General features: G+C 61.2%; 21 protein-coding genes and 2 tRNA genes. 13 read left to right on the forward strand and 10 right to left on the reverse strand.

Translation table 11 applies throughout. The features are described 5' to 3' along the window. Window positions 1–14: 14 nt before the first annotated feature. From HMPREF2943_RS07315 to orn, 3 genes are all read right to left on the reverse strand, one after another. Window positions 15–875, reverse strand: coding sequence for a siderophore-interacting protein (locus HMPREF2943_RS07315; protein ID WP_070711215.1), 861 nt, complete (start codon window positions 873–875; stop codon window positions 15–17). Window positions 876–1,060: 185 nt separating this feature from the next. Further along, window positions 1,061–1,133: transfer RNA gene (locus HMPREF2943_RS07320), tRNA-His, on the reverse strand. Window positions 1,134–1,181: 48 nt separating this feature from the next. Then, window positions 1,182–1,814: an oligoribonuclease gene (gene orn / locus HMPREF2943_RS07325; RefSeq protein ID WP_246817293.1), complete on the reverse strand. Its 633-nt coding sequence runs from the start codon at window positions 1,812–1,814 to the stop codon at window positions 1,182–1,184. 270 nt (window positions 1,815–2,084) lie between these two features. Between orn and HMPREF2943_RS07330 the strand changes: the two genes are divergently transcribed. Next, entirely contained in the window at window positions 2,085–3,629 is a 1,545-nt protein-coding gene (locus tag HMPREF2943_RS07330; RefSeq protein ID WP_070711217.1) for an alanine/glycine:cation symporter family protein, read from the forward strand. A 44-nt stretch (window positions 3,630–3,673) separates the two neighbouring features. Here the strand turns inward: HMPREF2943_RS07330 and cmrA are convergent, their stop codons facing one another. Continuing rightward, entirely contained in the window at window positions 3,674–4,486 is an 813-nt protein-coding gene (gene cmrA / locus HMPREF2943_RS07335; protein ID WP_070644644.1) for a mycolate reductase, read from the reverse strand. A 127-nt stretch (window positions 4,487–4,613) separates the two neighbouring features. Between cmrA and HMPREF2943_RS07340 the strand changes: the two genes are divergently transcribed. Next, complete coding sequence (locus HMPREF2943_RS07340; protein WP_070443435.1) at window positions 4,614–4,799, forward strand: PspC domain-containing protein; 186 nt, start codon at window positions 4,614–4,616, stop codon at window positions 4,797–4,799. Here HMPREF2943_RS07340 and HMPREF2943_RS07345 read toward each other — a convergent pair whose 3' ends face one another. The 3 genes from HMPREF2943_RS07345 to HMPREF2943_RS07355 form a co-directional block, all read right to left on the reverse strand. Next, a complete protein-coding gene (locus HMPREF2943_RS07345) occupies window positions 4,800–5,432 on the reverse strand; it encodes an alkaline phosphatase family protein (RefSeq protein WP_070443437.1) in 633 nt (210 codons plus the stop codon). It lies immediately after the preceding gene. A 76-nt stretch (window positions 5,433–5,508) separates the two neighbouring features. Next, window positions 5,509–5,582 (reverse strand) — tRNA-Arg (locus HMPREF2943_RS07350). 60 nt (window positions 5,583–5,642) lie between these two features. Then, window positions 5,643–5,924, reverse strand: coding sequence for a LysR family transcriptional regulator (locus tag HMPREF2943_RS07355; protein ID WP_070711218.1), 282 nt, complete (start codon window positions 5,922–5,924; stop codon window positions 5,643–5,645). A 76-nt stretch (window positions 5,925–6,000) separates the two neighbouring features. On the opposite strand from HMPREF2943_RS07355, the gene HMPREF2943_RS07360 reads away from it, so the two are divergent. From HMPREF2943_RS07360 to ald, 6 genes are all read left to right on the forward strand, one after another. Then, window positions 6,001–8,073, forward strand: coding sequence for a bifunctional copper resistance protein CopD/cytochrome c oxidase assembly protein (locus HMPREF2943_RS07360; protein WP_070711219.1), 2,073 nt, complete (start codon window positions 6,001–6,003; stop codon window positions 8,071–8,073). A 220-nt stretch (window positions 8,074–8,293) separates the two neighbouring features. After that, window positions 8,294–8,971, forward strand: coding sequence for a single-stranded DNA-binding protein (locus HMPREF2943_RS07365; RefSeq protein WP_070711220.1), 678 nt, complete (start codon window positions 8,294–8,296; stop codon window positions 8,969–8,971). 47 nt (window positions 8,972–9,018) lie between these two features. Next, window positions 9,019–10,689: an energy-dependent translational throttle protein EttA gene (gene ettA / locus HMPREF2943_RS07370; RefSeq protein WP_070711221.1), complete on the forward strand. Its 1,671-nt coding sequence runs from the start codon at window positions 9,019–9,021 to the stop codon at window positions 10,687–10,689. Window positions 10,690–10,738: 49 nt separating this feature from the next. Beyond that, on the forward strand, window positions 10,739–11,197 hold the full coding sequence (locus HMPREF2943_RS07375) for an acyl-CoA thioesterase (RefSeq protein WP_070443562.1): 459 nt from the start codon (window positions 10,739–10,741) through the stop codon (window positions 11,195–11,197). Beyond that, on the forward strand, window positions 11,197–11,853 hold the full coding sequence (locus HMPREF2943_RS07380; protein WP_070644648.1) for a DUF8185 domain-containing protein: 657 nt from the start codon (window positions 11,197–11,199) through the stop codon (window positions 11,851–11,853). Before HMPREF2943_RS07375 ends, HMPREF2943_RS07380 begins: the two co-directional genes overlap by 1 nt. 300 nt (window positions 11,854–12,153) lie before the next feature. After that, entirely contained in the window at window positions 12,154–13,236 is a 1,083-nt protein-coding gene (gene ald / locus HMPREF2943_RS07385; protein ID WP_070711222.1) for an alanine dehydrogenase, read from the forward strand. Here the strand turns inward: ald and HMPREF2943_RS07390 are convergent. After that, window positions 13,233–13,622, reverse strand: coding sequence for a globin (locus HMPREF2943_RS07390; protein WP_070443600.1), 390 nt, complete (start codon window positions 13,620–13,622; stop codon window positions 13,233–13,235). The two genes, ald and HMPREF2943_RS07390, sit on opposite strands and share 4 nt — an antisense overlap. Before the next feature lie 2 nt (window positions 13,623–13,624). Next, window positions 13,625–14,626: a mechanosensitive ion channel family protein gene (locus HMPREF2943_RS07395; protein ID WP_070644650.1), complete on the reverse strand. Its 1,002-nt coding sequence runs from the start codon at window positions 14,624–14,626 to the stop codon at window positions 13,625–13,627. A gap of 115 nt (window positions 14,627–14,741) precedes the next feature. Here HMPREF2943_RS07395 and HMPREF2943_RS07400 point away from each other — a divergent pair, with 115 nt between their 5' ends. Further along, the gene (locus HMPREF2943_RS07400) at window positions 14,742–15,902 is read left to right on the forward strand and encodes a cystathionine gamma-synthase (RefSeq protein ID WP_070711223.1); all 1,161 of its coding nucleotides are present in this window, start codon (window positions 14,742–14,744) and stop codon (window positions 15,900–15,902) included. A gap of 53 nt (window positions 15,903–15,955) precedes the next feature. On the opposite strand, the gene HMPREF2943_RS07405 is transcribed toward HMPREF2943_RS07400, so the two are convergent. Beyond that, window positions 15,956–17,845: an FAD/NAD(P)-binding protein gene (locus HMPREF2943_RS07405; RefSeq protein ID WP_070711224.1), complete on the reverse strand. Its 1,890-nt coding sequence runs from the start codon at window positions 17,843–17,845 to the stop codon at window positions 15,956–15,958. 56 nt (window positions 17,846–17,901) lie between these two features. Here HMPREF2943_RS07405 and HMPREF2943_RS07410 point away from each other — a divergent pair, with 56 nt between their 5' ends. The 4 genes from HMPREF2943_RS07410 to HMPREF2943_RS07425 all read left to right on the forward strand — a co-directional run. Next, window positions 17,902–19,617 (forward strand): TIGR04028 family ABC transporter substrate-binding protein, encoded by a 1,716-nt coding sequence (locus HMPREF2943_RS07410; RefSeq protein WP_246817294.1) that lies wholly within the window; start codon window positions 17,902–17,904, stop codon window positions 19,615–19,617. Then, window positions 19,618–20,643 (forward strand): ABC transporter permease, encoded by a 1,026-nt coding sequence (locus HMPREF2943_RS07415; protein WP_070711226.1) that lies wholly within the window; start codon window positions 19,618–19,620, stop codon window positions 20,641–20,643. Continuing rightward, window positions 20,640–21,494, forward strand: a complete 855-nt coding sequence (locus HMPREF2943_RS07420; RefSeq protein ID WP_070644656.1) for an ABC transporter permease — start codon at window positions 20,640–20,642, stop codon at window positions 21,492–21,494. The genes HMPREF2943_RS07415 and HMPREF2943_RS07420 overlap by 4 nt, the downstream gene beginning before the upstream one ends. Window position 21,495: 1 nt before the next feature. After that, window positions 21,496–22,072, forward strand: a 577-nt coding sequence (locus HMPREF2943_RS07425) for an ABC transporter ATP-binding protein (RefSeq protein ID WP_141756096.1), incomplete at its 3' end; no start/stop codon positions are given.

The raw sequence follows: 22,072 nt of genomic DNA on the forward strand, positions 1-22,072 counted from the left end.
CGTGAAAACAAGCGTTAGGCCTTAGCTCTTTCTTCCTCTGCTTCAATCTCTGCATTGAATTCGCGCTTGGAGGATTGCCATTGGTCCTCAGTCATTCCGATACGCCAGTAGCCAGAGATAGAAACGTCTTCCTTGGGAATTCCAGATTCCACGAAAAGGAAGCGACGCAGCTCTTTGATCATCTCGGCGACACCGTGGATGAACCAGCTGGTTTTCTTCTCCTTGGGGATACCAGCCTCGCGTACCACGCGGGATAGCTCAGTGCCGTGGGTAGCGCCGTTGCGGATTACCCAGACGATCTCCACACCCTCGCGGGTGGGCAGCTCGAACTTGCGGTCTTCGTCTTCGATCTCGATGAAGGCCGTAGTGGTCGCGCCCTCAGGGAGGTGGCGCAGACCAGCGCCGATGGCCGGTGCCGCAGATTCATCGCCGGCGAAGATGAAGTGCTCATATTCTTCGGCAGGTCCCCACGCGCCACCTGGGCCGAGGAAGCCGATCTTCTCTCCGGCCTTAGCGGCTCGTGCCCACGGACCAGCCAGACCGGAATCACCGTGGGTGACAAAATCAACGTCGAAGTCCCCGGTCTCCGGGTCTAGGTTAATCAGGGTATAGGTGCGGAGAATTGGTTGTTTATTACGCGGCTGCTCTTCGCGAATCTGCTGGATATCAAACGGCCAAGAGTAGTCAGCATTTTCTGGCACAAACAACAGCTTGATGTAGTGATCCGTAAACTCCAGCTCCTTGCCTACAAAAGCCGGGGAGTTCATGCTCAACCGAATCAAATCCGGAGAGACCTGGTAGCGACCAGTCACGGTCGCTTCATGTGCCTTGCGGGGCTTGCGCTTCGACGCTGCCTCTTTAGCTTGGCCAGCCATCGTTATCATTGTCCTTTGAAAAACTTGAGTTGCTGTGTTGGAGGAAGCCTACGCACTATACAATTAGGCAAGGCTAACATACTCAAGTCCGGCAGGCTGTGGGGCTTGGCGGTGCGGTGGTGCTGGGGCTCAATGCAAAAAGTTGACCCCGCATCCTGCTCAAACAGAATGCGGGGTCTATTCGGGGTGGCTGACGGGGCTCGAACCCGCGACACCCAGGATCACAACCTGGTGCTCTACCAGCTGAACTACAGCCACCATCGTTGCGGAAAGCAACGAGATACAGGTTAACCCACGTTGTCCGTTTTACAAAAACGCCTGGTAGTCGTTGGTAGTAGCCGCCTTGAGCTCCTCAGCTTCCGGGGTGGAGGGGCCGTTATCCGTACGGAACACGCTGCGGCGATAAAAATCCAGCTCGCGAATGGACTCAATAATGTCCTGCAGTGCCCGGTGCGCCATGCCTTTATCCGGCTGGTTGTAGTACGCGCGCGGGTGCCAGCGGCGTGCGAGTTCCTTAATCGTAGAAACATCAATCATTCGGTAGTGCAGCGCGGCGTCCAGGCGCGGCATGTACTCACGAATGAAGGTGCGGTCCGTTGCGATGGAATTGCCTGCAAGGGGTGCGGGGTGGTTGGCATCGCAGTGCTTCTCGACGAGCTTCAGCACCGCCTCTTCTGCCTCCTCAATCGTGATCACAGATTCCCGAATCTCCTTGTCCAACTCGGACTTCGAGTGCATCTCAGTGACGAAGTCATCCATCTGCGCGAGTTCTTCCTCCGTGGCGTGGACGACGAGGTCAATGCCTTCGTCGAGGATGTTTAGCTCGGCGTCGGTAATCACGGCGGCAACTTCCACAATCACGTGGCGCTTCGGATCTAGCCCTGTCATTTCCAAGTCGATCCAGACGAGGCGGTCGTTTTTAGCGGGGATATCACTCATGCCTTCCACCATAGTTTCTCTTGGGGCGTGGTCGGAGCCGTGCCCTCTCTGGCTTGGTGGGGGTAAGCGGGGGTGGGGAAGGGGTGCGCTTTTCGAAATCGGTCTCTTAATCGATATGTGCTGGGGTTTTCTGCTGGATGTGAATGTTGAGGGTGGTGCTTTTTCAACTTTTTCATGATTTCGCGCGCGAAAGTCGTCGTGGATGGGACATTATTAGGTCAGCCTTTAACGTGATGGCACTCACATATTTCGAAGGACGGTAACCTACCGATGTCAGCCTTTCTCGACACCCTCAACTCTCTGATTTGGTCACCAGCGTTGGTCTTCCTCTGTCTCGGTGCTGGAATCTATTTCACTCTGGCCACCAAGTTCCTGCAGATACGCTGCATTCCGGACATGATTAAGCAGCTGAAGGACGGCGAAAGCTCCGATTCGGGCGTGTCTTCCTTCCAATCGCTCATGATTTCCCTGGCCGGCCGTGTCGGTGTGGGCAACATCGCCGGTGTAGCGACGGCTATTGCCTTCGGCGGGCCGGGTGCTGTGTTCTGGATGTGGGCGGTGGCGCTTCTGGGCTCCGCAACCTCCTTCGTGGAATGTACCTTGGCCCAGGTTTATAAGGAGAAGGACCAGGACACCGGTGAGTACCGCGGCGGCCCGGCTTATTACATCGAAAAGGCCTACAAGCACACCAAGGCCGGACCATTCATGGTGGTCTACGGCATCGTCTTCGCCGTCGCAATGATCCTTGCCACCAGCTACTTCTTGCCTGGCATCCAGGCTAATGGCGTGGCCGCTGCAGTTCAGAACGCTTGGGGCATCGAAGTTGGTTGGTCTGCCCTGGTTCTGGGCGGAATTCTCGCGATCATCATCATTGGCGGTGTGAAGCGTATTGCTAACTTCGCGTCCCTCGTGGTTCCGTTCATGGCGGCGGCATACATTCTCTTTGCCATCATCATCCTGATCATGAACTTCAACCAGATCCCTGAGGTCTTCGGCATGATCTTTAAGTCCGCCTTCGGCGCGGAGCAGGCTTTCTCTGGCCTGTTGGGTTCGGCGATCATGTGGGGCGTGAAGCGCGGCATTTACTCCAACGAGGCCGGCCAGGGTACTGGCCCGCAGTCTGCCGCGGCGGCGGAGGTGTCCCACCCGGCTAAGCAGGGCTTCGTGCAGGCCTTCGCGGTCTACATTGATACCCTCTTCGTTTGCTCCGCGACCGCTTTCATCATCATCTCTACCGACATGTACAAGGTCTTCGAGGGTGAGTCAGAGGATGGCCCCGTGCGCTACGCCGGCTCCATCCCGGACGGCGTCGAGGTTGGACCGGGCTTTGTCCAGCACGGTCTCGACACCCTGCTGGCAGGTTTCGGCCCGAGCTTCATCGCCATCGCCATTGCGTTCTTCGCCTTCACCACCGTCCTGGCGTACTACTACATGGCAGAGGTCAACCTGACCTACTTCAACCGCTGGATTAGCAACAAGACCACCCGCCGCGCACTCGTGTGGCTCCTGCGTATTCTCCTCGTGGTCTCTGTGGTTGTCGGAGCGACCACGACTCCGGGCGCGGCTTGGGCTCTGGGTGATATCGGTGTTGGCGCGACCGCATGGCTCAACATCATTGCCATCCTCTTCCTGCAGGTTCCGGCGCTCAAGTGCCTCAAGGATTACAGTGCGCAAAAGGCTGCTGGCAAGGACCCGCAGTTTGACCCAGAGGCACTGGGAATCCAGAACGCTGAGTTCTGGGTCGAGCGCAAGCTCGCCCGGGAAGAGGCCGCACAGAAGGCAATCGCGGAGCAATCGCCGCTCCAAGGCAAGTAGAGCAATGCCCGCTCTCCACGGGGGAGAGCGGGCATTTTCATGCGCTAGGCCATCTTGGAATAGAAGCTGCCGATGAGCGGTGCAGCAATTGGAGTCGGCACAATCTTGCCCAGCGCGTTCATTGCTTTCGAAAGTGGCCCGGGGACCACGCGGCGCTGGTTGCGGGCCATGGCCTCCAGAGTTTCTTCAGAGCAAGACTCGTAGGTGGTCCACAAGAAATCCGGGACGACCTTGTCCACGATCGATTGCTCTTCTTCGGGGATGACGGCATCGCGCACCGGGCCAGGGGCAAGCAGCGTGCAGGTCACGCCGGAGCCCTTGAGCTCGTAGTGCAGGGCCTCAGTAAAGGCATTGACACCTGCCTTGGTGAAAACATAGGTGGCATTGTTTGGAATGGAAACGTTGCCCGCCGCCGAGCCCACATTGCAGATAGCGCCGCTGCGCCGCGGCAGCATCTGCTCCAGAGCAGCGCGCGTCAGACGGTGAACGGCCTTGCCGTTGAGGTCGAACTGCCGGGTTTCATAGTCCCAGTCCTGATCCATGAACTTGCCAAAGCTGGCGATACCCGCTGAGTTGACGATGATGGAAATTTCCTTGCCCGCCATGAACTCGATGACGCGGTCCACGTCCGCTGCCTCGGAGAGGTCCGCTGCCAGCGCAATGGCGTCCACCTCGTGGCGTGAGCGCAGATCCGCAGCGATGGACTCGAGGACGTCTTCGCGGCGTGCGACGAGGATGACGTTGTAGCCGCGGGCGGCCAGGTCCTTGGCCATCGCAGCGCCAATTCCCTGGCTAGCGCCGGTCAGCAGCGCATAGGAGGAGCGGGTAGGGGCGGGCAGCCCAGGGGAGTGAGCCATAAGCGGCATCCTTTCTCTCAGGGTGGGAAGTCTCCACCCAGCGTAGAGCAATCAGGGTTTAAATCAGGGTAAACACCGATGAATCCTCAGTCCCAACTCTGGATAATGGAAGGTGAAAGGAGAGATCATGAACAACCAACGTTTGACCCGTTCCACAACTGACACGATGCTCGGAGGTGTGTGCGGCGGCATCGCACACACCTACAACCTTGATCCGACCCTGGTGCGCATTCTCTTCGTTGTTGCGACCCTACTGGGCTTCTCAGGCATTCTGCTCTACCTCATCCTCTGGGTTGTCATCCCAGTGGAGTAGTTACTGCAGCGGGCCCAGAGCCATGAACCGCTTCCACGTTTCCCACTCTTCGCGCAAGCGCGGCAAGGCGCTGGGTGGGGTGGCGGAGTCGTCGACAAGCACGGCGTCCTGCATGCGCACGCCGTTGTCGAAGAAGAGAGCCGCGTGCCCGGATGCCCCGTAGCGGAGGACCGGCACCAAGTTGAGCCCATCGAAAGACAGCGGGGCGTTGGGGCGCACATCGAGCCCCGCGATCGCCGCGAGCGTGGGTGCCAAGTCGAGCGGGGAGACGAGCTCTGTGCACTCTCCGGATTCTGCAACCCCGGGCCACAGGAGGGACATGGCGGCCTTATCTCCCTGCAGGGAAGACACCGCCACCACACCATCGAGGGTGTCCAGTAGCTGGGGGTTCGGCTGTTCGAGAAGACGAAAGACCTGCGAAGAAGCTGGCTGGGTATCCTCCCGAACCTCGAAGCCAGCGGCCTTGAAAATCTCCGTGATGCGCGTTGTGGCTCCGCGCTGTGGATATTGTCCGGTGAGCACCGCGCGGCGTGATGCCGCATAGCTTGGTGCCGGTACCCACGCGTTAGCGAAGCGCATACCGCGCAGCGCTGATTCCGGGGCGTGGTCAAAAGTCGCGAGGGTGATGTCCATGGAAGAGAGTCCAATCTGTGCCCAAAGGCCACTTTCTGAGGCTTAGTGAAGCCCTAGAAAGTGGCCTTGACCTGCGTGCCCCCAGCAGGATTCGAACCCGCGACACATGGGGTAGAAACCCACTGCTCTAATCCACTGAGCTATGGAGGCGTACCGAAAACATCATAACGCACCGCTGCGGACCACCTGATTATCGGGCTATCGCTGGTGTTAGTTCTGCGCTGGTGTTGAGGAAACAAATTCGGCAAGGCGGGCGGTGGCGGTGGTGAGGAGGGAATCGATCGAGGTAGCCACGCCGTAGAGATAATCCCCAGCCTCCGTGGTGTGGACTCCGCCGCGTCCGCGGGAAAGTAGCTTCACATTGAGATCTTTTTCAAGCTTGCGGACGGTCAGGCTCAAAGAAGGTTGTGTGAGCTGTAGCGCTTCCGCAGCTTGCGTGAAAGAACCGTGATCTACGACGGCCCGAAAGTGGTGAAGCTGGCGAGAGTCCATGAGAGCAGACTACACGAATGCTGAGAATAATTTACCTTTTAGGTAAGAGAACGTCTGTGGCGGTAGACTGCCCACCATGCACACTGAGAAAGAAAATCCCAGTTCACAGCACTTTCGGGGGCTGGCGCACTCGGGGTCGGGAGCGCAGCCTTCCCGCTTGTTGAATTTTTCTTTCGTCGTCTTCGCGGGCCTCGTGGGAGGAATTATTTCCTTGTTCTTTCTCGCGGATTCGCTTGCCGCCCTGGGCATCCCCGACCCAGGCCGCATGACAACGTTCGGCCTTCCCTTCTTCCGTGCGGTTGCCTGGATGCTCATGGCGCTAGCCATCGGTTCATTTATGTCCAGTGCCTTCTTGATTTACCCGGCCGTGCCGGACAAGGACAACGAGCGTCTCATCGAGGCTGGCCTGACCGTCGATGGGCACATTGCGGCGCGCACCGGCGCGTGGGCCGCCGTGGGCGCTGCGGTGGTGTCGTTGATTGAGGTTCCCCTCGTGATGTCGGACCTCACCGGTACCCCGTTGGGCCAAGTCCTCAACCCAGAGCTGATGGGCATGGCGGTGGGACAGATTGCCACGTCGCAAGTGTGGCTGCTCACCGCGGGAATCGCAGCGCTCGTTGCCATTATGGGCTTTGTTGCGCGCACCTGGGCGGGACAGGTTGCCATGTTCTTCCTGTCGCTGTTGTTGACGGTGCCCCTCGGCATGGAGGGTCACTCGGCCTCCGGCGGCGATCATGATTACGGCACGAACTCGCTGCTATTGCACCTTTTCTTCATCATGCTGTGGGTCGGCGGGCTCATGGGTCTCATTGCGCATGGCCGCCGCCTAGGCCCTGACATGGGCGTGGCGGTTCGCCGCTACTCTACGGTTGCGCTGCTGTCCATTGTGGGGCTGGCGGCGACCGGTGTGGTCAACGCGCTCATCCGCGTTGAGTTAGGGGATTTATTCACCACTCGCTATGGATTGCTGGTGTTGAGCAAAACAGTGCTCACCGTGGTGCTCGCGGCCATCGGCTTTGTGCATCGCCGGGTCACCATTCCGCAACTGACACGCACTCCGCGCCTGTTCATCCGGGTGGCCGTGGTGGAGGTTCTCATCATGGCGGCCACAGTCGGCGTGGCCATCTCGATGGGCCGTACACCGCCCCCGCCGCCGCGGGATCCGAACCTCAACGCCATGCAGATCCTCGTGGGCTACGAGCTTTTCGACGCCCCCACAGCCACCAACGTGTGGACCATGTTCCGCTTTGATCTCATGTTTGGCTCGCTCGGACTCGTGCTAGCCGGCTTCTACCTGTACGCGCTCTGGCGTCTGAAGCAGCGTGGGCTGACGTGGTCGGCGGTGCGTACTACCTGGTTCCTTGTGGGCTCACTGGGCCTGACGCTGATCCTGAGCAATGGCATCGGCCTATACATGCCGGCGCTGTACTCCATGCACATGTTGGTGCACATGATTCTGTCGATGGCAATTCCCCTGTGCCTCGTGTTGGGCGCCCCAGTGACCCTGGTGATGGAAGCCTTTGAGCCGGGTGGGCCGGGCAAGCCCACGCTTCACGACGCCGCCGTCGCCCTCACCAAATCCCGTACCCTGCGTGTGCTCACGCACCCAGCGGTCAATGTCCTGCAGTTCCTGGCCATCCTCTACGTGCTCTACCTCTTCCCGAGCTTCTATGAGGTCGCCATTTCGGAGCATGCAGGGCATGTCATCATGAACTGGGTCTTCTTGATCTCCGGATATATCTACTACTGGGAGGTCATCGGCCCGGATCCGCTGCCGTGGCGCGCGCCCACGGGCGTTCGTCTGTTGATTCTGTTTGTGTCGATGCCCCTGCACCTCTTCGCCGGTGTTTATCTCATGCAGATGCAGGTGATTCTTGGTTTGGACTTCTATGAATCCTTGAACCTGCCGTGGAACCCGGACTTTGTGAGGGACCAGCGGACCGGCGGCGGCATTTCTTGGGGATTCGGCCAATTCCCGCTGGTGATTGTGTTCGGCTCACTATTCCGGGACTGGCTGCGGGAAGATCGCGCGACTGCTCGGCGCTATGATGCTAAGGCAGACGTGGACGGCGATGCTGATCTGGAACGCTATAACGCGATGCTCAAGCAAATGGGGGAAGGCGACGAGTCTAGCTTCCGCCAGCACTAGGGGTGCCAGCACGAGAGAGCTGGCGCGTCCAGGGTGATGGAAAGGGTACTTCTGCCTGGATAAACGGATTTTTGTTGACGCTTGCAACAAGTTATCCACAGGTTGCTGGCGGAGTCATTGCGGGTGCTGTTCCTGGTGGCAAAGATGCGAGGTAAGGGAGGCGCATCGCTTCCTCAACCGCAAGAAAGCTACCAGCCATGACCAGCAAAGGAATCAAGCAATGTCTCAATACCCAATTTCCATTACAGGACGTCTGACTCACGACCCGCACCTGACCAAAATCAGCGACACCATGTATAAGGCCCGCATCCGTATCGCTTCTTCCCGCAGCGTTCCGGAGAAAGACGAGGAAGGCAAAACCGTATGGCGGGAGCTGGATCTCAACTTTATCGATGGAGAAGTGTGGGGGCAGTGCGCCATCAACGTGAAGAAGTCACTGTTTAAGGGCATGCCCGTCTTCGTTATGGGCTCCATCGTGACTGACCGGTGGGAAGATCAGCACGGTGCGAAGCGCTCTAGGACCTATATCAAAATCGCCCACGTGGGCCTGGACCTCAACCGCTTCTGCATCACCTCTACAAAGATCGGTACCTCCTATGGTGAGGAGGGCAGCGAAGCCCTCTGGCTAGGGGAGAATCCGCCGGTTTTGGACGTGGATTACACGGCGCCGCCGAGCGATTCACAAAACGCAAGGGATACGCAGAACACAGAGAGCACAGAAGGCTCGGAGAGTGCAACGGAAGAAGCAATGCCAGCTGCATTGCGGCCGGGAGATACTCCGCAGGACACCGCGGCGGACCGTCAGCAAGCGCAGTCCGGGGCTGAGCCATACCTTGAACCGGAGCCAGAAGAAGCGATGGTCCAAGGACAAAGGACTACCGCCGCCCATGTCATGTAGTCTTTGTACTGTTATTTACCAATCCTGACAGAAGCAAAGGGTGAAACATGGGCGAATTCATCTACACGATGAAAAACGTGCGTAAGGCCATCGGTGACAAGGTTATTTTGGACAACGTCACCATGGCTTTCTACCCGGGCGCCAAGATCGGCGTCGTGGGCCCCAACGGTGCAGGTAAGTCCTCGATCCTGAAGATTATGGCCGGACTGGATCAGCCTTCCAACGGCGAGGCGTTCATCGATCCGGGCAAGACCGTCGGCATCCTCCTCCAGGAGCCGCCGCTCAACGAGGAAAAGACGGTCCGTGAGAACGTCGAAGAGGGCCTTGGAGAAATTTTCCAGAAGAAGCAGCGCTTCGAAGAGATTGCCGAAGAGATGGCCACCAACTACTCCGATGAACTCATGGAGGAGATGGGCAAGCTCCAGGAGGAGCTCGATGCTGCCGATGCCTGGGAAGTGGATTCCAAGATCGAGCAGGCCATGGAAGCACTGCGCTGCCCGCCGTCCGATGACCCGGTGACCAACCTTTCCGGTGGTGAGCGCCGCCGCGTCGCGCTGGCCAAGCTGCTGCTGAGCGAGCCGGACCTGCTGCTGCTCGACGAGCCTACTAACCACCTTGACGCCGAGTCCGTCCAGTGGCTGGAGAAGCACCTCGAGTCCTACCCGGGTGCGGTCCTCGCAGTGACCCACGACCGCTACTTCCTCGACCACGTCGCGGGCTGGATCTGTGAGGTGGACCGCGGCAAGCTCTACCCCTACGAGGGCAACTACTCCACCTACCTGGAGAAGAAGGCCGAGCGTCTCGAGATCGCTGGCGCTAAGGACAAGAAGCTGCAGAAGCGCCTCAAGGACGAGCTCGCGTGGGTTCGCTCCGGTGCGAAGGCCCGCCAAGCCAAGAACAAGGCTCGTCTCCAGCGCTACGAGGAAATGGCTGCGGAGGCCGAGCAGTACAAGAAGCTCGACTTCGAAGAGATTCAGATTCCGACTCCGCCGCGCCTGGGCAACAAGGTCGTGGAGGTCAAGAACCTGACCAAGGGCTTCGACGACCGTGTCCTCATCAAGGATCTTTCCTTCACCTTGCCGCGCAACGGCATCGTCGGTGTTATCGGGCCGAACGGTGTGGGTAAGTCCACCCTGTTCAAGACCATCGTGGGCTTGGAACAGCCGGATTCGGGTTCCGTTGACGTCGGCGAGACCGTCAAGCTGTCTTATGTTGACCAGGGCCGCGAGAACATCGACCCGGAGGCCACCGTGTGGGAGGTCGTCTCCGACGGGCTGGATTACATCCACGTCGGTCAGAACGAGATGCCGTCCCGCGCCTACCTCTCCGCTTTCGGTTTCAAGGGTGCTGACCAGCAAAAGCCTTCCAAGGTCCTCTCCGGTGGTGAGCGTAACCGCCTGAACCTGGCCTTGACCCTCAAGGAAGGCGGCAACCTGATCCTTCTCGATGAGCCGACCAACGACTTGGACGTGGAAACCCTGGGCTCCCTGGAAAACGCCCTGGAGAAGTTCCCTGGCTGCGCCGTGGTCATCTCCCACGATCGCTGGTTCCTCGACCGCACCTGTACTCACATCTTGGCGTGGGAGGGCAACGTCGCAGAAGGCCAGTGGTTCTGGTTCGAGGGCAACTTCGGCGACTACGAGAAGAACAAGGTCGAGCGTCTCGGCGAGGAGGCTGCACGCCCGTCCCGCGTTACCCACCGTAAGCTCAGCCGCTAGGGCCTTTAAGTCCCTAGCGTTAAAGCACGAACTCCGGAAGGAACCTGGAATGTCCGCTCAGAATGTTGTGTCGGAGGAGACCAAGGACAACGTCCACGCGCTTACTGTGGGCGTGCGCTGGTCGGACTTTGACATGTACGGCCACATGATGAATGCCAACTTCATTGAGCTGGCGCAGGAGGCGCGCTTGGCTTTTGCCATGCACCACTTCTACGCACGTGGCGTCAATATGGTGGCTTTCGTTCGTCACATCGAAGCGGACTATGTCCGCCCCATCAAGTGGGATGGACGCCATGGAACGGTGACGGTGGAAACCACGGTGGTGCGCCTCGGCACCACGTCTTTCACTACTCGCCAGACGATCAAGGATGCGCAGGGCCAAGTGGCCTGCGTCATTGATTGCGTGCAGGTCACCATTGACCCGGATACTCAGATGCCGCGAGAGGTCTCTGAGCAGGAGCGCAACATTATCCTGGAGCACGCTGTCGTCGAGCTTGAGCAGCAGTAATGGAGCGCGAAACTCTGACATTGCGCAGCGGTGGGGTAGGGCTGCGCGCCCTCCTCTCCCGCGCGACGGGGCTGGATGCATCCGCAGCGGTGCGCCTGCGTCAGTACGACACCAACCAGGCTGAGGTCTTTGTGACCACGCCGTTCGACGTCGTCGTGGCTCGGCGTTGCGAGGGGACCGTGGGCCGCGACGGTGCCGTGGTGTCGGCGCAGGCGCTTCTCGATGCCCTCCACACCGCCCCTGATTCCCTCGGCCACGAGGGAGGCGTGGAACTTGATTTAGGTCCAGCACGTGATCCGTCCTGGCCGGGGGCCTTGCCGCCGGCACAGGGTTTTAAGGAGATCGACTCGCTGCCAGTCGACGTTGTCCGTGAACTCGCGGACAAGGGCCGCCAGCTGGCCCGCCAATTCTCCGGGCCGATGGGACCTCCGAAGAGCCTGCTGAATCAGACGGTGCTCACCGTGAATGATGCGGAGACTCAGGTGGAGATTCCTATGCGGATGATTTTCGCCTGCACGAGCTTGGGGCTCATCCCGGGCTTTGCCGCCTCACTCGAGATCCCCCGCCACCTTCGCGTGGCGGGCAAGGGGCGCTGGGTGCGCCTTGATGCGCCTTATGGCAGCGTTTACCACTCGACGCGGCTGTCCTTGTTCTAAAGGTCTAAAGCAGTGCGTACCCCGCCAGTGCGGCGCCTACGGCGACCGTCCACGGCGGGGCTTTGCATAAGAGTGCTATTCCTGTGCCCACTGCGATGAGCGCCGAGGCCCACCCCGTAACTCCGTGAGTGATGATGGGGCTTACAGGACCGTACATCGCGCAGTGTGCTCATGCTCCGCATACTAACGTCTGACGGGGAGCCGTGCCTGCTGAGCAGGAACAACACATCTAAGGGGTGATCTGCGTTACCCTAAAGGGGTCGAATTCTTTTTCTTCAGCAAAAGGAGATGGCTCGAAGCATGCGTATTGGCGTACCCAAAGAAATCATGAATAACGAAAACCGCGTCGCGCTTACCCCCAGCGCGGCCGGGACGCTGGTGAAGGATGGCCATGAGGTTGTAGTGGAAACAACGGCCGGGGAAGGTGCTTCTTTTCCGGACTCCAGCTATGAAGAGATCGGCGCGACCATCGTTCCCTCCGCAGCGGAGGCCTGGGCTGCGGATATGGTGGTCAAGGTTAAAGAGCCACTCGAGTCAGAATATGGATATCTGCGCGAGGACCTCCTGCTGTTCACCTACCTGCACCTGGCTGCGGACCGCCCGTTGACGGAAGCGCTGATCACATCGGGGACGACGGCCGTAGCCTATGAGACGGTGACCGATTCTCGCGGCACCCTGCCACTGTTGACCCCGATGTCCCAGGTTGCTGGTCGTCTTGCCGTAATCGAGGGCGCGCACCATCTGCTCTCCACCGAAGGTGGGCGCGGTTTGCTGGTTGCTGGCGTACCAGGCACGCGGCCAGCCCGCGTTGTCGTTATCGGTGGTGGCCAAGTGGGGGCGTCGGCAGTGGCAATGGCGCACGGCCTGCGCGGCGAGGTGACGGTGTTGGACCTTGACCCGCACGTGCTGCAGCGCTTCGATGAGCAGTATCAGGGCAGCGTGCGCACGATTGTGTCGGATCCGGCGGCGCTCGAGGCTGAGTTGCTGGAGGCGGACTTGGTTATCGGCGCGGTGTTGGTTCCAGGTGCTGCGGCGCCGAAGTTGGTGCGCGAAGATGTGGTCGAGCGGATGAAGAAGGGCGCTGTGCTTGTCGACGTCGCCATTGATCAAGGCGGCTGCTTTGAAAACTCCCACAAGACCTCGCACGATGATCCCACCTTCAAGGTGCACGACACGATCTTCTACTGCGTGGCCAACATGCCGGGCGCGGTAGCGAATACCTCCGCCCGGGCGTTGGGCTCTGCCACGCTGCCCTATATGCGTGCAGTGGCTGCTGATGGCTTTGACGGTGCGGTTGAGCGCTACCCAGGCTTGGGCGATGGACTCATGACTCGTGGGGGAGAGCTGCTGTCCCAGCCGGTAAAGGACGCCTTCGGGCTTTAGGGAGCGCGGTTGATGAGCATCGCCGCCACTCGCTCCATGTGGTCCCAAATCATGGCGCGATAGGCCGGCGGGATGGTCTCCTCGTCGATCTGCGCTAAGGAGTTGCCCATGAGCTCGAGCCAGCGATCATGGGCGGCCATATCGATGGGGTAGGGCGCATGGCGCATGCGCAGGCGAGGGTGGCCGCGCTGCTCGGAAAAGAGCTGTGGCCCTCCCCAATACTGCACAAGGAACCAGGTCAGGCGCTGTTCTGATCCCTCCCAGTCCTGCTGTGGGTACATCGGGCCGATGAGATCATCCTCGCGCACCTGGGCGTAGAAACCGCCGACGAGTTTCTCAAAGGTCTCCATTCCGCCGACGGCGTCGTACACGCTCGTTGGTTGCACGTCTAATCTTCCTTTCTCGTCAGGCTGGGTTCTTCCAGATCAAAGATAGCCATCCCCCGCGGGTAGGGCGTGGTAATTCCTTCCGTGTGCATGGCGGTGAGGATTTTCGCCTGCATGGCGCGCTGCACATCCCACTGCTTGCCCGGTAGCGTCTTGACGGAAACGCGGTAGGACATGTGGTCCACTTCCAGGCCAGACATGCCGTTGACCGTGGGGGTGGCCAGGATGAAGTCCTTGATGTCGGAGTCGCGGGCGGCTTCTTCTGCTGCGGTGGTGATGACGTCGACTGCTCGGGTGGGGTCGTTGCTCAGCGCGATGGGGACCTGGACGCGGGCTACGGAGTAGCGGTCGGAGTGGTTGGCCACCTGCAGGATTTCGCCATTGCGGACGTACCATAGCGCGCCATCGATGTCGCGGACCGTGGTGATACGCAGGGAAATGGACTCTACATCGCCGAAGACCCCGTTGCCGAGGTCGATGGTGTCACCGATGCCGTACTGGTCCTCCATGAGCATGAAAATGCCGGAGAGGAAGTCCTTGACCAGCGCCTGGGCACCGAAACCAAGGGCGACACCAACCACGCCGGCTGAGGCCACGAGCGGGGCGACGTTGACGCCGAGCTTGTCCAAGATGGCCAGCACTGCCCAGACCCAGACGAATATGGCGACCGCGGAGCGGCCGACGCCGGCGAGAGTCTGGATGCGGGAGGTGCGCCGTGCCTCTTGCGTTTTCTCGAGCGCCTTATCGGTTGTTCGGTGAGCTTTGCGAGGGGAGAGCGGCGAGCTGAGCTTGCCCTTCTTGATGCTGTTGTCTGCCAGTTTGGTGATGAGCCGACGCAGCAGCCAGCTACCGATGATGGCGACTATGAGGATGAGCGCGATGCCGATGGGTTTGTCTATGAGCCAGGACTGCATGTTTTCTGTCTGCCACCAGCGGGTGACCGCGTCGACAGCCCCGTCGCTCTGCTCGGCGGAGGCGCTTAGGTATGCGGTTGATCTGGTCACGTGTGTCCTTTCTGCTATCGCTTACGACTGACGCCTATCGATAGTAGGGAAGAGAGTTGAATATAAAAAGCTAGTCTTTCTCGCAACTGAACAGCTTGGTCTAGACTTGTGCCTCATGACTGACAACCGCACTCTTGGCTTTTCTTCCCGTTCCATCCATGCCGGTTACCAGCCGGATCCTTACATGGGATCCATCAACGTACCGATTTACGCTTCCACCACGTACCAGCAGGATGGCCTCGCGCAGCTGCGCGGCGGCTACGAGTATGGCCGCGTGGCCAACCCCACCGTTCATTCCCTAGAGAAGACCCTCGCGGCGCTAGAGAATGCCGAGTATGCTCGCTGTTTCGCCACGGGCATGGCGGCCGTCGATACCCTCATCCGTATCATCGTGCGCCCAGGTGACCACGTGATTTTGGGTAACGATGCCTACGGCGGCATGTACCGTCTCCTGCACCATGACTACGGTGAGTGGGGCATCGAGCTGTCCATCGTTAATACCGCCGATACCGCGGCGGTGGAGGCAGCGTTGAAGGAGAACACCAAGCTCATTTGGTTGGAGACCCCGACCAATCCGGCGACGACGATCACGGATATCGCTGCGGTCACTAAGGCAGTCAAGGCGGCTGGCGACGTCCAGATTGTCGTCGACAACACCTTCGCCACTCCCTACCTGCAGAACCCTCTGGAGCTGGGCGCGGATCACGTTCTGCACTCCACCACGAAGTACCTGGGCGGCCACTCGGATGTGCTGGGTGGTGCGGTCGTGACCAATTCCGCTGAGATGGATGAGCGCCTGCTGTATTCCCAAGGAAACGTCGGTGCGGTGTCCTCGCCTTTCGACGCCTACCTCACCGCCCGCGGCATCAAGACCTTGGAAGTCCGCATGGATCGCCACTGCTCCAATGCACAGGCCGTGGCGGAATTCCTGGAGTCCCGCCCGGAGGTCAAGCAGGTTCTCTACCCGGGCCTGCCCTCGCATCCGGGCCACGAGCTGGCGAAGAAGCAGATGCGCGGCTTTGGCGGCATGATGTCCGTGCGCTTCCATAGCGAGGAGCATGCTCGCCAGATCTGTCTCAACACCAAGCTCATCTCATTGGCGGAGTCACTCGGCGGTGTGGAGTCCCTCATCGAGCACCCGCAGAACATGACCCATATCTCCGCGGAAGGCTCCGAACTCGTCCCACCGGCAGACCTCGTGCGCATCTCCGTGGGCATTGAGTCCATTGATGACCTGCTCGCAGACTTGGAGCAAGCCCTCGACGCCCTGGACTAAAACCACCGAGAGCGCCAAGGCAGTGTGGGCCTCGGCGCTTGCGCTGTGTGAGGTTAGAGGGAAGTGAGCAGGGAACCGGCCGTGCGGTCGGTTTCTTGCAGCATGAGCGGATCGGTGCCCGGCATGGGGGAGATGGTGGTATCCGGCCACTGCGAATAGGTGGGGATGCCGACGATGTGCAGGCGCGGGTCCTCGGTGCCGCCGGGGTTGACCACGCGACGGTTCCATGTCGTCTCCGGCGAGCCGGTGGCCTGCCCATGGTCGACGAACGCGCGAACACGTCCGTTGAGGGATACCGCAAGTGGGTCGCCGGCGCGGCGGACATCGGGGGAGTGCATCCAGGCGTCGATAAGCCAGGTGGAGGAAGCCTCACCGTGCGCGGTGCGCAGCGTGAACTTCTCACCGATCTCCAGCTGGGGGCGCTGGCCCAGGAAGGTGACGAGGCCGGCGTCGACAAGCGCCAGCAGCTGTCGGGTGCGGAAGAGCGGCGGGCCGGAGCCCACCATCTGCCCGAAGGCCATGAACTCCTTGTAGGTGCTGGTCCGGGACTCCCACGTCATCCGGCCCTCCGAGCCGGCGATGGAGGAGGGCTTGCGCGCGGCTGAGATGGCCCACAGCGCGGACTTCAGCGGGGAATCGGCGGCGGCGACGGCCTCCCGGATATCGCGGGCGAGGCCCTCGGCGATGTACTCGGTGATCTCGGCGCCCTCCGCGCTGTCGAAGTCCGCCAGCGGGTTCGCCCAGTGGGCAAGGTCGAGGGGGTCAGTCGATGCGCCCTCCAGCGCCACGCGCAGCTGATCCGCCATGCCTCGGAGATCTGGGGCGGTGAGCTCCGTGGAATCAATCGTGACGAGGATATCCGCAAGCGGGCGCTGCAGGGCATCTGGGAATACACGAGCCTGGTTCTCGTAGTATTCGGCGTAGGAATCACGCAGAATGTGCGGTAGCAGCTGCGTGCTAAAGTCCAGCTCCGCTTCCGGATCAAGCGCGACGACCGCGGCGCGGAAGCGGGTCAGCTCAGCCTTTGGTGGCAGCGCGTGATACTCCGACTTCGGGATATAAGGGTAGCCGCGGCCGGAGGAGACGATGAAGTGCGGTTCCTCGCCGTTGGGCTCGTAGCGCAAGCCAGAGCGGGTGGAGGGATCCTCGACGAACTCGCCGCCGCGGTCGATGGTGAGCAGCGCCATGACGTCGAAGAAGCCCATGCCCAGGCCCCGAACTAGGACCTTCTCGCCCGCAGGAACCTCAGACACCGGTTGCTCCACCGGGTTATCTGGGCGCACCCAGTGCAGGCCGGAATCTGCGGCCTCCGCCAGGGCACGCTCGGACTCGGTCAGGGCAGGCACTTGCCAGCCATAAGCCAGGACGGTGGCATCGGCGGTGACGGTGGTGCCGTCGGAAAGCTCGATGGCGTCCTGTTCACCGCGCTCCTCTACGGACAACGCGCGCGCACGGTGCTGGACGACGTCCACGCTCTCCGGCAGCTGAGCCAGCGCAACCTCGAAGACCCACTCCAAGTAGGCGCCGTAGAGCGCGCGGGAAGGGTTGGATTCCGGGCGGGTCTGCGCGAGCTCTGTGGCAAATGAGGCGGCGAGCCCCTCGCGCGGCGGGTGGGAATCATAAAGCTTTAGCTTGGCGGGCGCGATGTCGGGGCGCTCGCCGCGCAGAAGCTGGATCCACTCGTAGAGAATGGGACCCTCCAGCACCGGCGCGGTGGTCGTGGAATCAGGCTCGGTGAATAACGTGACCGCGCCAGCCAGGGTGTTCATGCACAGCGTGCGGGTCTGATCCGTATCCCAAATGCGGCCGGCGCCCAGCGGGGCATCGTCGATGATGTGGAGTCGCAGGGGTGAATGAAGGGGGGTCGCGCGCAGATGGGCCGCAAGGCGCTCGACCAGCGAGATACCGCGCGGGCCAGCCCCGACGATGGCGATGGCGGGCATATAAATCAACCTCAAACTTTTAGACTGTGCTGTCTAGTGGAATAATACCGCTCAGTATGCGTTGTGTTAAATCCAGAGACACGGCACAAACCGACTACCGACTTTCTGAAAGCATTACCGTGAAAACTCTACGCGCACTCGCCGCCACCCTGGCAGCAGCCCTCGCCTTAGCGGGCTGCTCTGCCGCGGACCGGCCGGACGGGGAGGATAACGTCCTCACCTACCTCGAGCCGCAATTCTTCCGCACGCTCTATCCGCCGGCCGCCGGCTTTTACCCCAACGGTGGCGTGGTCAACCAGCTGACCGACCGCCTCCTCTACCAAGACCCCGAGACCCTGGAACTCTCGCCATGGATCGCCACGGAGATGCCCAAGGTCAACGCCGATGCCACGGAATACACGTTTACTATCCGCACCGACGTCACCTACTCCGACGGTTCTCCTTTGACCGCCGAGAACGTCGTGGCCAACTTCGACCTCTTCGGCCGCGGCGATAAATCCCGCACGCTGACCAGCTCCGAGCAGATCGCCAACTATGACCGCGGCGAAGTCGTGGACGAGGACACCGTGAAGTTCTACTTCACTCAGCCCTCCCCGGGTTTCCTCCAAGCCACTTCCGCCTATAACGCCGGCCTGCTCTCTGATTCCACGTTGGCTCTAGACAACGAGGGCTTCGGCCCCGGCAACGCGGTCAACGTTATTGGCTCTGGCCCCTTTGTGGTGGAGTCGGAAGAAATCGGCACCGACCTCAAGCTCAAGACCCGTGAGGACTACGACTGGGCCCCACCAGCGGCCAAGCACCAGGGCCGCGCGGAGATCGACGGCGTCCACTACATCCTCGCCGCCGAGGAATCCGTGCGCACCGGAGCAATCCTTTCCGGCCAGGCCGATATCGCCCGCCAGATCTCCGCCCCGCAGGAGCCGCTGCTGAAAGAACAAGGTGTTGACATCGTCTCACGCGGCACGAACTCCATGAACAACCAGTTCGCCTTCCGCTTCGACCACCCGCTGCTGCAAGACAAGCGCGTGCGCGAGGCCATCATCCACGGCGTGGACCGCGAGGAAATCCTCCGCGTGCTCTTCTCCGAGTCCTACCCGCTCGCCACCTCCTCCGTGGCCGAGACCGGCCTGGCGTATAAGGACCAGTCCGCCGCCTATACCTTCGACCCGGAGGAATCCAAGCGCCTTCTCGATGAGGCCGGTTGGGAGCCCGGGCCCGATGGCATCCGCGTCAAGGACGGCCAGCGCCTCGTCCTGCGCACCAACACCGCGTTGCCGCAGCCGCGCTCCAAGGAAGTCATGACCATGGTGCAGGATCAGCTGCGCGCCCTGGGCATTGGTATCCAGGTCAATGCTGGTGACCAGGCCACCCAGAATGCCGATGCCAAGGACATCAACAAGGTGCAGATCTACCACTCGATGGTGGGCCGCGCCGACTACGACGTCATCACCTCGCTCTACGGCATCAACAACCGCGATGCCTTCCTCAACCAGGACGCGGAGGGCAATCCCATCGACGAACACCTGCAGGAGCTTCTCGACGCCGTCCTCGATACCCCCGATAAAGAAGGCCGCATCAAGGCCACGGAAGAGGTCCAGGACTACCTCACCGAGCAGGCCTATGTGCTCCCGCTCTTCGAGGAACCCGTGGTTTATGCCGTGCGGCCGGGCATTTCGGGTTTTAGCCCGGAATCGGTGGCGCGCCCGTGGTTCTACGAGGTCAGCATCGACGCCGCGCCGCAGCGCGCAGCATCGAATGAGGAGGAGAAATAAATGACAACTCGCCAGATTTTCAGCCGCATTGGGCAGGCCCTCCTCGTGCTGCTCATTACCTACACCGTGGCCTTCCTGCTTCTGTCGGCGCTGCCGTCGGATGCCGTGCAGTCTCGCTTCGGCGACCCCGCTCTGGGCCTATCCCAGGCGGAGATTGATGCCATTCGGGATGAGATGGGCGCGGACAAGCCGCTTGTGGTGCAGTACTTCACGTCCCTGGGTGGCTTCCTTACCGGGCACTTTGGTAACTCGACGCAGTCGGGCGCCCCGGTAGCTACGCTGCTTGCCGACGCCCTTCCCCACACCCTCATCCTCGCCGCCAGCGGCATCGGCGTGGCACTCATCGTGGCCGTGCTCGTTGCCTTCCTAGCGACGCTGCCGGGGCTCGGTGCCATCGGTTCCTTCTTCCGAGGCCTGCCTTCCTTCATGGTCTCTCTGCCGGGATTCTGGATTGCCATCCTGCTCATCCAGTTCTTCTCCTTCCAGCTGGGCTGGGTGCGCGTTATCGAACCCGGCAGCGTGGAGGGCCTCATCCTGCCTACCCTGACGCTGTCGGTGCCCATGGCCGCGCCGTTGATTCAGGTGCTGATTCGCTCCATCGACGAGACGCAATCACGGCCCTTCGTTCAAGCGGTACGCGCACGCGGTGCCTCGGAGTCCGGGATTTTCTGGCGCACCGTCTTGCGTAACTCGTTGCTGCCTACCTTGACCATGGCGGGCCTGCTCTTCGGTGAACTCGTTGGCGGTGCCGTGGTGACCGAAACCGTCTTCGGCCGCACTGGCTTGGGATACATGGTGGCCCAGGCCGTGGCTAACCGCGATACCCCGGTTCTGTTGGCAGTGGTTCTCATCGCCGCCACTTCCTACATCATCATCAACCTCGTGGTGGACCTGCTCTACCCGGTGCTGGACCCGCGCCTGCGCGCCAGCACCTCGGAACGCAGTTCTGCTCACCGCACAGATTCCGCCGCCACCCCGGCGACTGACTCCTCGGCCACTACTTCGGAAAGGACGGTGCGCTCATGAGCATGACGCACACTAAGCCGCTGCGTTCTACACGGGCGCCGCGCCGCCAGACGTCTAACCCGTGGCTCGCGCCGGGTTCCATCATCGCCATCGTGATCCTCGCGATCGCTTTCTTGGCGGCCCTGTTCCCGAGCTTGTTTACCTCAGCAGACCCTTATGCGGGCACCGATGTGGCCCTGTTGCCGCCGGGAGAGTCCGGGCACATCATGGGAACGGACGCGGTGGGACGCGATCTCTACGCGCGCATCATTTACGGTGCCCGCCAGTCGCTGCTTGGCGCGCTGATCGCCGTGGCTGTTGGCCTGGTCGCCGGTACGCTGATCGGACTTCTCGCCGGCTCTTTGCGCGGAGCGGTGGATACCGTCCTCATGCGCGTGGTCGACGTGTTGCTGTCCATCCCGGGCATCCTGCTGTCGCTGTCCATCATCATCGTGCTGGGCTTTGGTTCCGTACAGGCGGCGGTGGCTGTCGGTGCGACCTCGGTGGCGACCTTCGCGCGCTTGGCCCGCTCCCAGGTAATCTCCGTGGCCAGCTCGGACTACATCGAGGCCGCGTACGGTGCGGGCGCCACCCACGCCACCGTGCTCTTCCGCCATATCCTTCCCAATTCACTCACCCCGGTTATTGCCCTGGCCACCCTTCAATTCGGCACCGCCATTCTGCAGCTGTCGATCCTCGGCTTCCTGGGCTACGGCGCCCCGCCTCCGACCCCGGAGTGGGGGCTTATCATCGCCGAGGGCCGCGACTTCATGGCCACCGCCTGGTGGCTCATTATCCTGCCCGGTATCGCGCTGGTGGCCGTGGTGATGTCCGCCAACCGTCTGTCCCAGAACTTCCCCGTGGAGGCCTAACATGTCTGTTTCAAAGAATGCAGCGCAGCCCCTGCTGCACGTGCGGGACCTCAACGTGTCCTATTCCACCGCAGGTGGTGACGTTCCCGCGGTCCAGGGCGTCAGCCTCGAGGTGCATCCTGGGCAGATGACCGCCATCGTGGGCGAGTCCGGCTCCGGCAAGACCACCTCCGCCATGGCAGCCATCGGTTTGCTGCCCTCGAATGCCACCATCGACGCCGGAACCATCACCTTCGATGGCCGCGATATCACTTCGCTGCGCCGCCGTCAGTGGCGTGAGCTGCGAGGGCGTCGCATCGGGCTGATCCCGCAGGACCCCAATAACTCCCTCAACCCGGTCCAGACCATCGGCGCCTCGGTGGAGGAGGGGCTGCGCATCCACAAGGTCGGCAGCGCTGCAGAGCGCAAGGCTAAGGCGTTGGAGCTGTTGGAGCGAGTCGGCATCGATGATCCTGCGCGCCGCTATCACCAGTACCCGCATGAGCTGTCCGGCGGCATGAAGCAGCGCGTACTCATTGCCGCTGCGGTGGCACTGGAGCCGGACCTCATCATCGCCGACGAGCCCACCTCCGCCCTCG

Source organism: Corynebacterium sp. HMSC072D12, assembly GCF_001813925.1.
GTDB lineage: Bacteria > Actinomycetota > Actinomycetes > Mycobacteriales > Mycobacteriaceae > Corynebacterium > Corynebacterium aurimucosum.

Bases quoted from the DNA above. Each gene is read 5' to 3' on its own strand.
- HMPREF2943_RS07315 (WP_070711215.1), bottom strand. From the start codon at position 875: ATGGCTGGCCAAGCTAAAGAGGCAGCGTCGAAGCGCAAGCCCCGCAAG.
- orn (WP_246817293.1), bottom strand. From the start codon at position 1,814: ATGAGTGATATCCCCGCTAAAAACGACCGCCTCGTCTGGATCGACTTG.
- HMPREF2943_RS07330 (WP_070711217.1), top strand. From the start codon at position 2,085: ATGTCAGCCTTTCTCGACACCCTCAACTCTCTGATTTGGTCACCAGCG.
- cmrA (WP_070644644.1), bottom strand. From the start codon at position 4,486: ATGGCTCACTCCCCTGGGCTGCCCGCCCCTACCCGCTCCTCCTATGCG.
- HMPREF2943_RS07340 (WP_070443435.1), top strand. From the start codon at position 4,614: ATGAACAACCAACGTTTGACCCGTTCCACAACTGACACGATGCTCGGA.
- HMPREF2943_RS07345 (WP_070443437.1), bottom strand. From the start codon at position 5,432: ATGGACATCACCCTCGCGACTTTTGACCACGCCCCGGAATCAGCGCTG.
- HMPREF2943_RS07355 (WP_070711218.1), bottom strand. From the start codon at position 5,924: ATGGACTCTCGCCAGCTTCACCACTTTCGGGCCGTCGTAGATCACGGT.
- HMPREF2943_RS07360 (WP_070711219.1), top strand. From the start codon at position 6,001: ATGCACACTGAGAAAGAAAATCCCAGTTCACAGCACTTTCGGGGGCTG.
- HMPREF2943_RS07365 (WP_070711220.1), top strand. From the start codon at position 8,294: ATGTCTCAATACCCAATTTCCATTACAGGACGTCTGACTCACGACCCG.
- ettA (WP_070711221.1), top strand. From the start codon at position 9,019: ATGGGCGAATTCATCTACACGATGAAAAACGTGCGTAAGGCCATCGGT.
- HMPREF2943_RS07375 (WP_070443562.1), top strand. From the start codon at position 10,739: ATGTCCGCTCAGAATGTTGTGTCGGAGGAGACCAAGGACAACGTCCAC.
- HMPREF2943_RS07380 (WP_070644648.1), top strand. From the start codon at position 11,197: ATGGAGCGCGAAACTCTGACATTGCGCAGCGGTGGGGTAGGGCTGCGC.
- ald (WP_070711222.1), top strand. From the start codon at position 12,154: ATGCGTATTGGCGTACCCAAAGAAATCATGAATAACGAAAACCGCGTC.
- HMPREF2943_RS07400 (WP_070711223.1), top strand. From the start codon at position 14,742: ATGACTGACAACCGCACTCTTGGCTTTTCTTCCCGTTCCATCCATGCC.
- HMPREF2943_RS07405 (WP_070711224.1), bottom strand. From the start codon at position 17,845: ATGCCCGCCATCGCCATCGTCGGGGCTGGCCCGCGCGGTATCTCGCTG.
- HMPREF2943_RS07410 (WP_246817294.1), top strand. From the start codon at position 17,902: ATGCGTTGTGTTAAATCCAGAGACACGGCACAAACCGACTACCGACTT.
- HMPREF2943_RS07415 (WP_070711226.1), top strand. From the start codon at position 19,618: ATGACAACTCGCCAGATTTTCAGCCGCATTGGGCAGGCCCTCCTCGTG.
- HMPREF2943_RS07420 (WP_070644656.1), top strand. From the start codon at position 20,640: ATGAGCATGACGCACACTAAGCCGCTGCGTTCTACACGGGCGCCGCGC.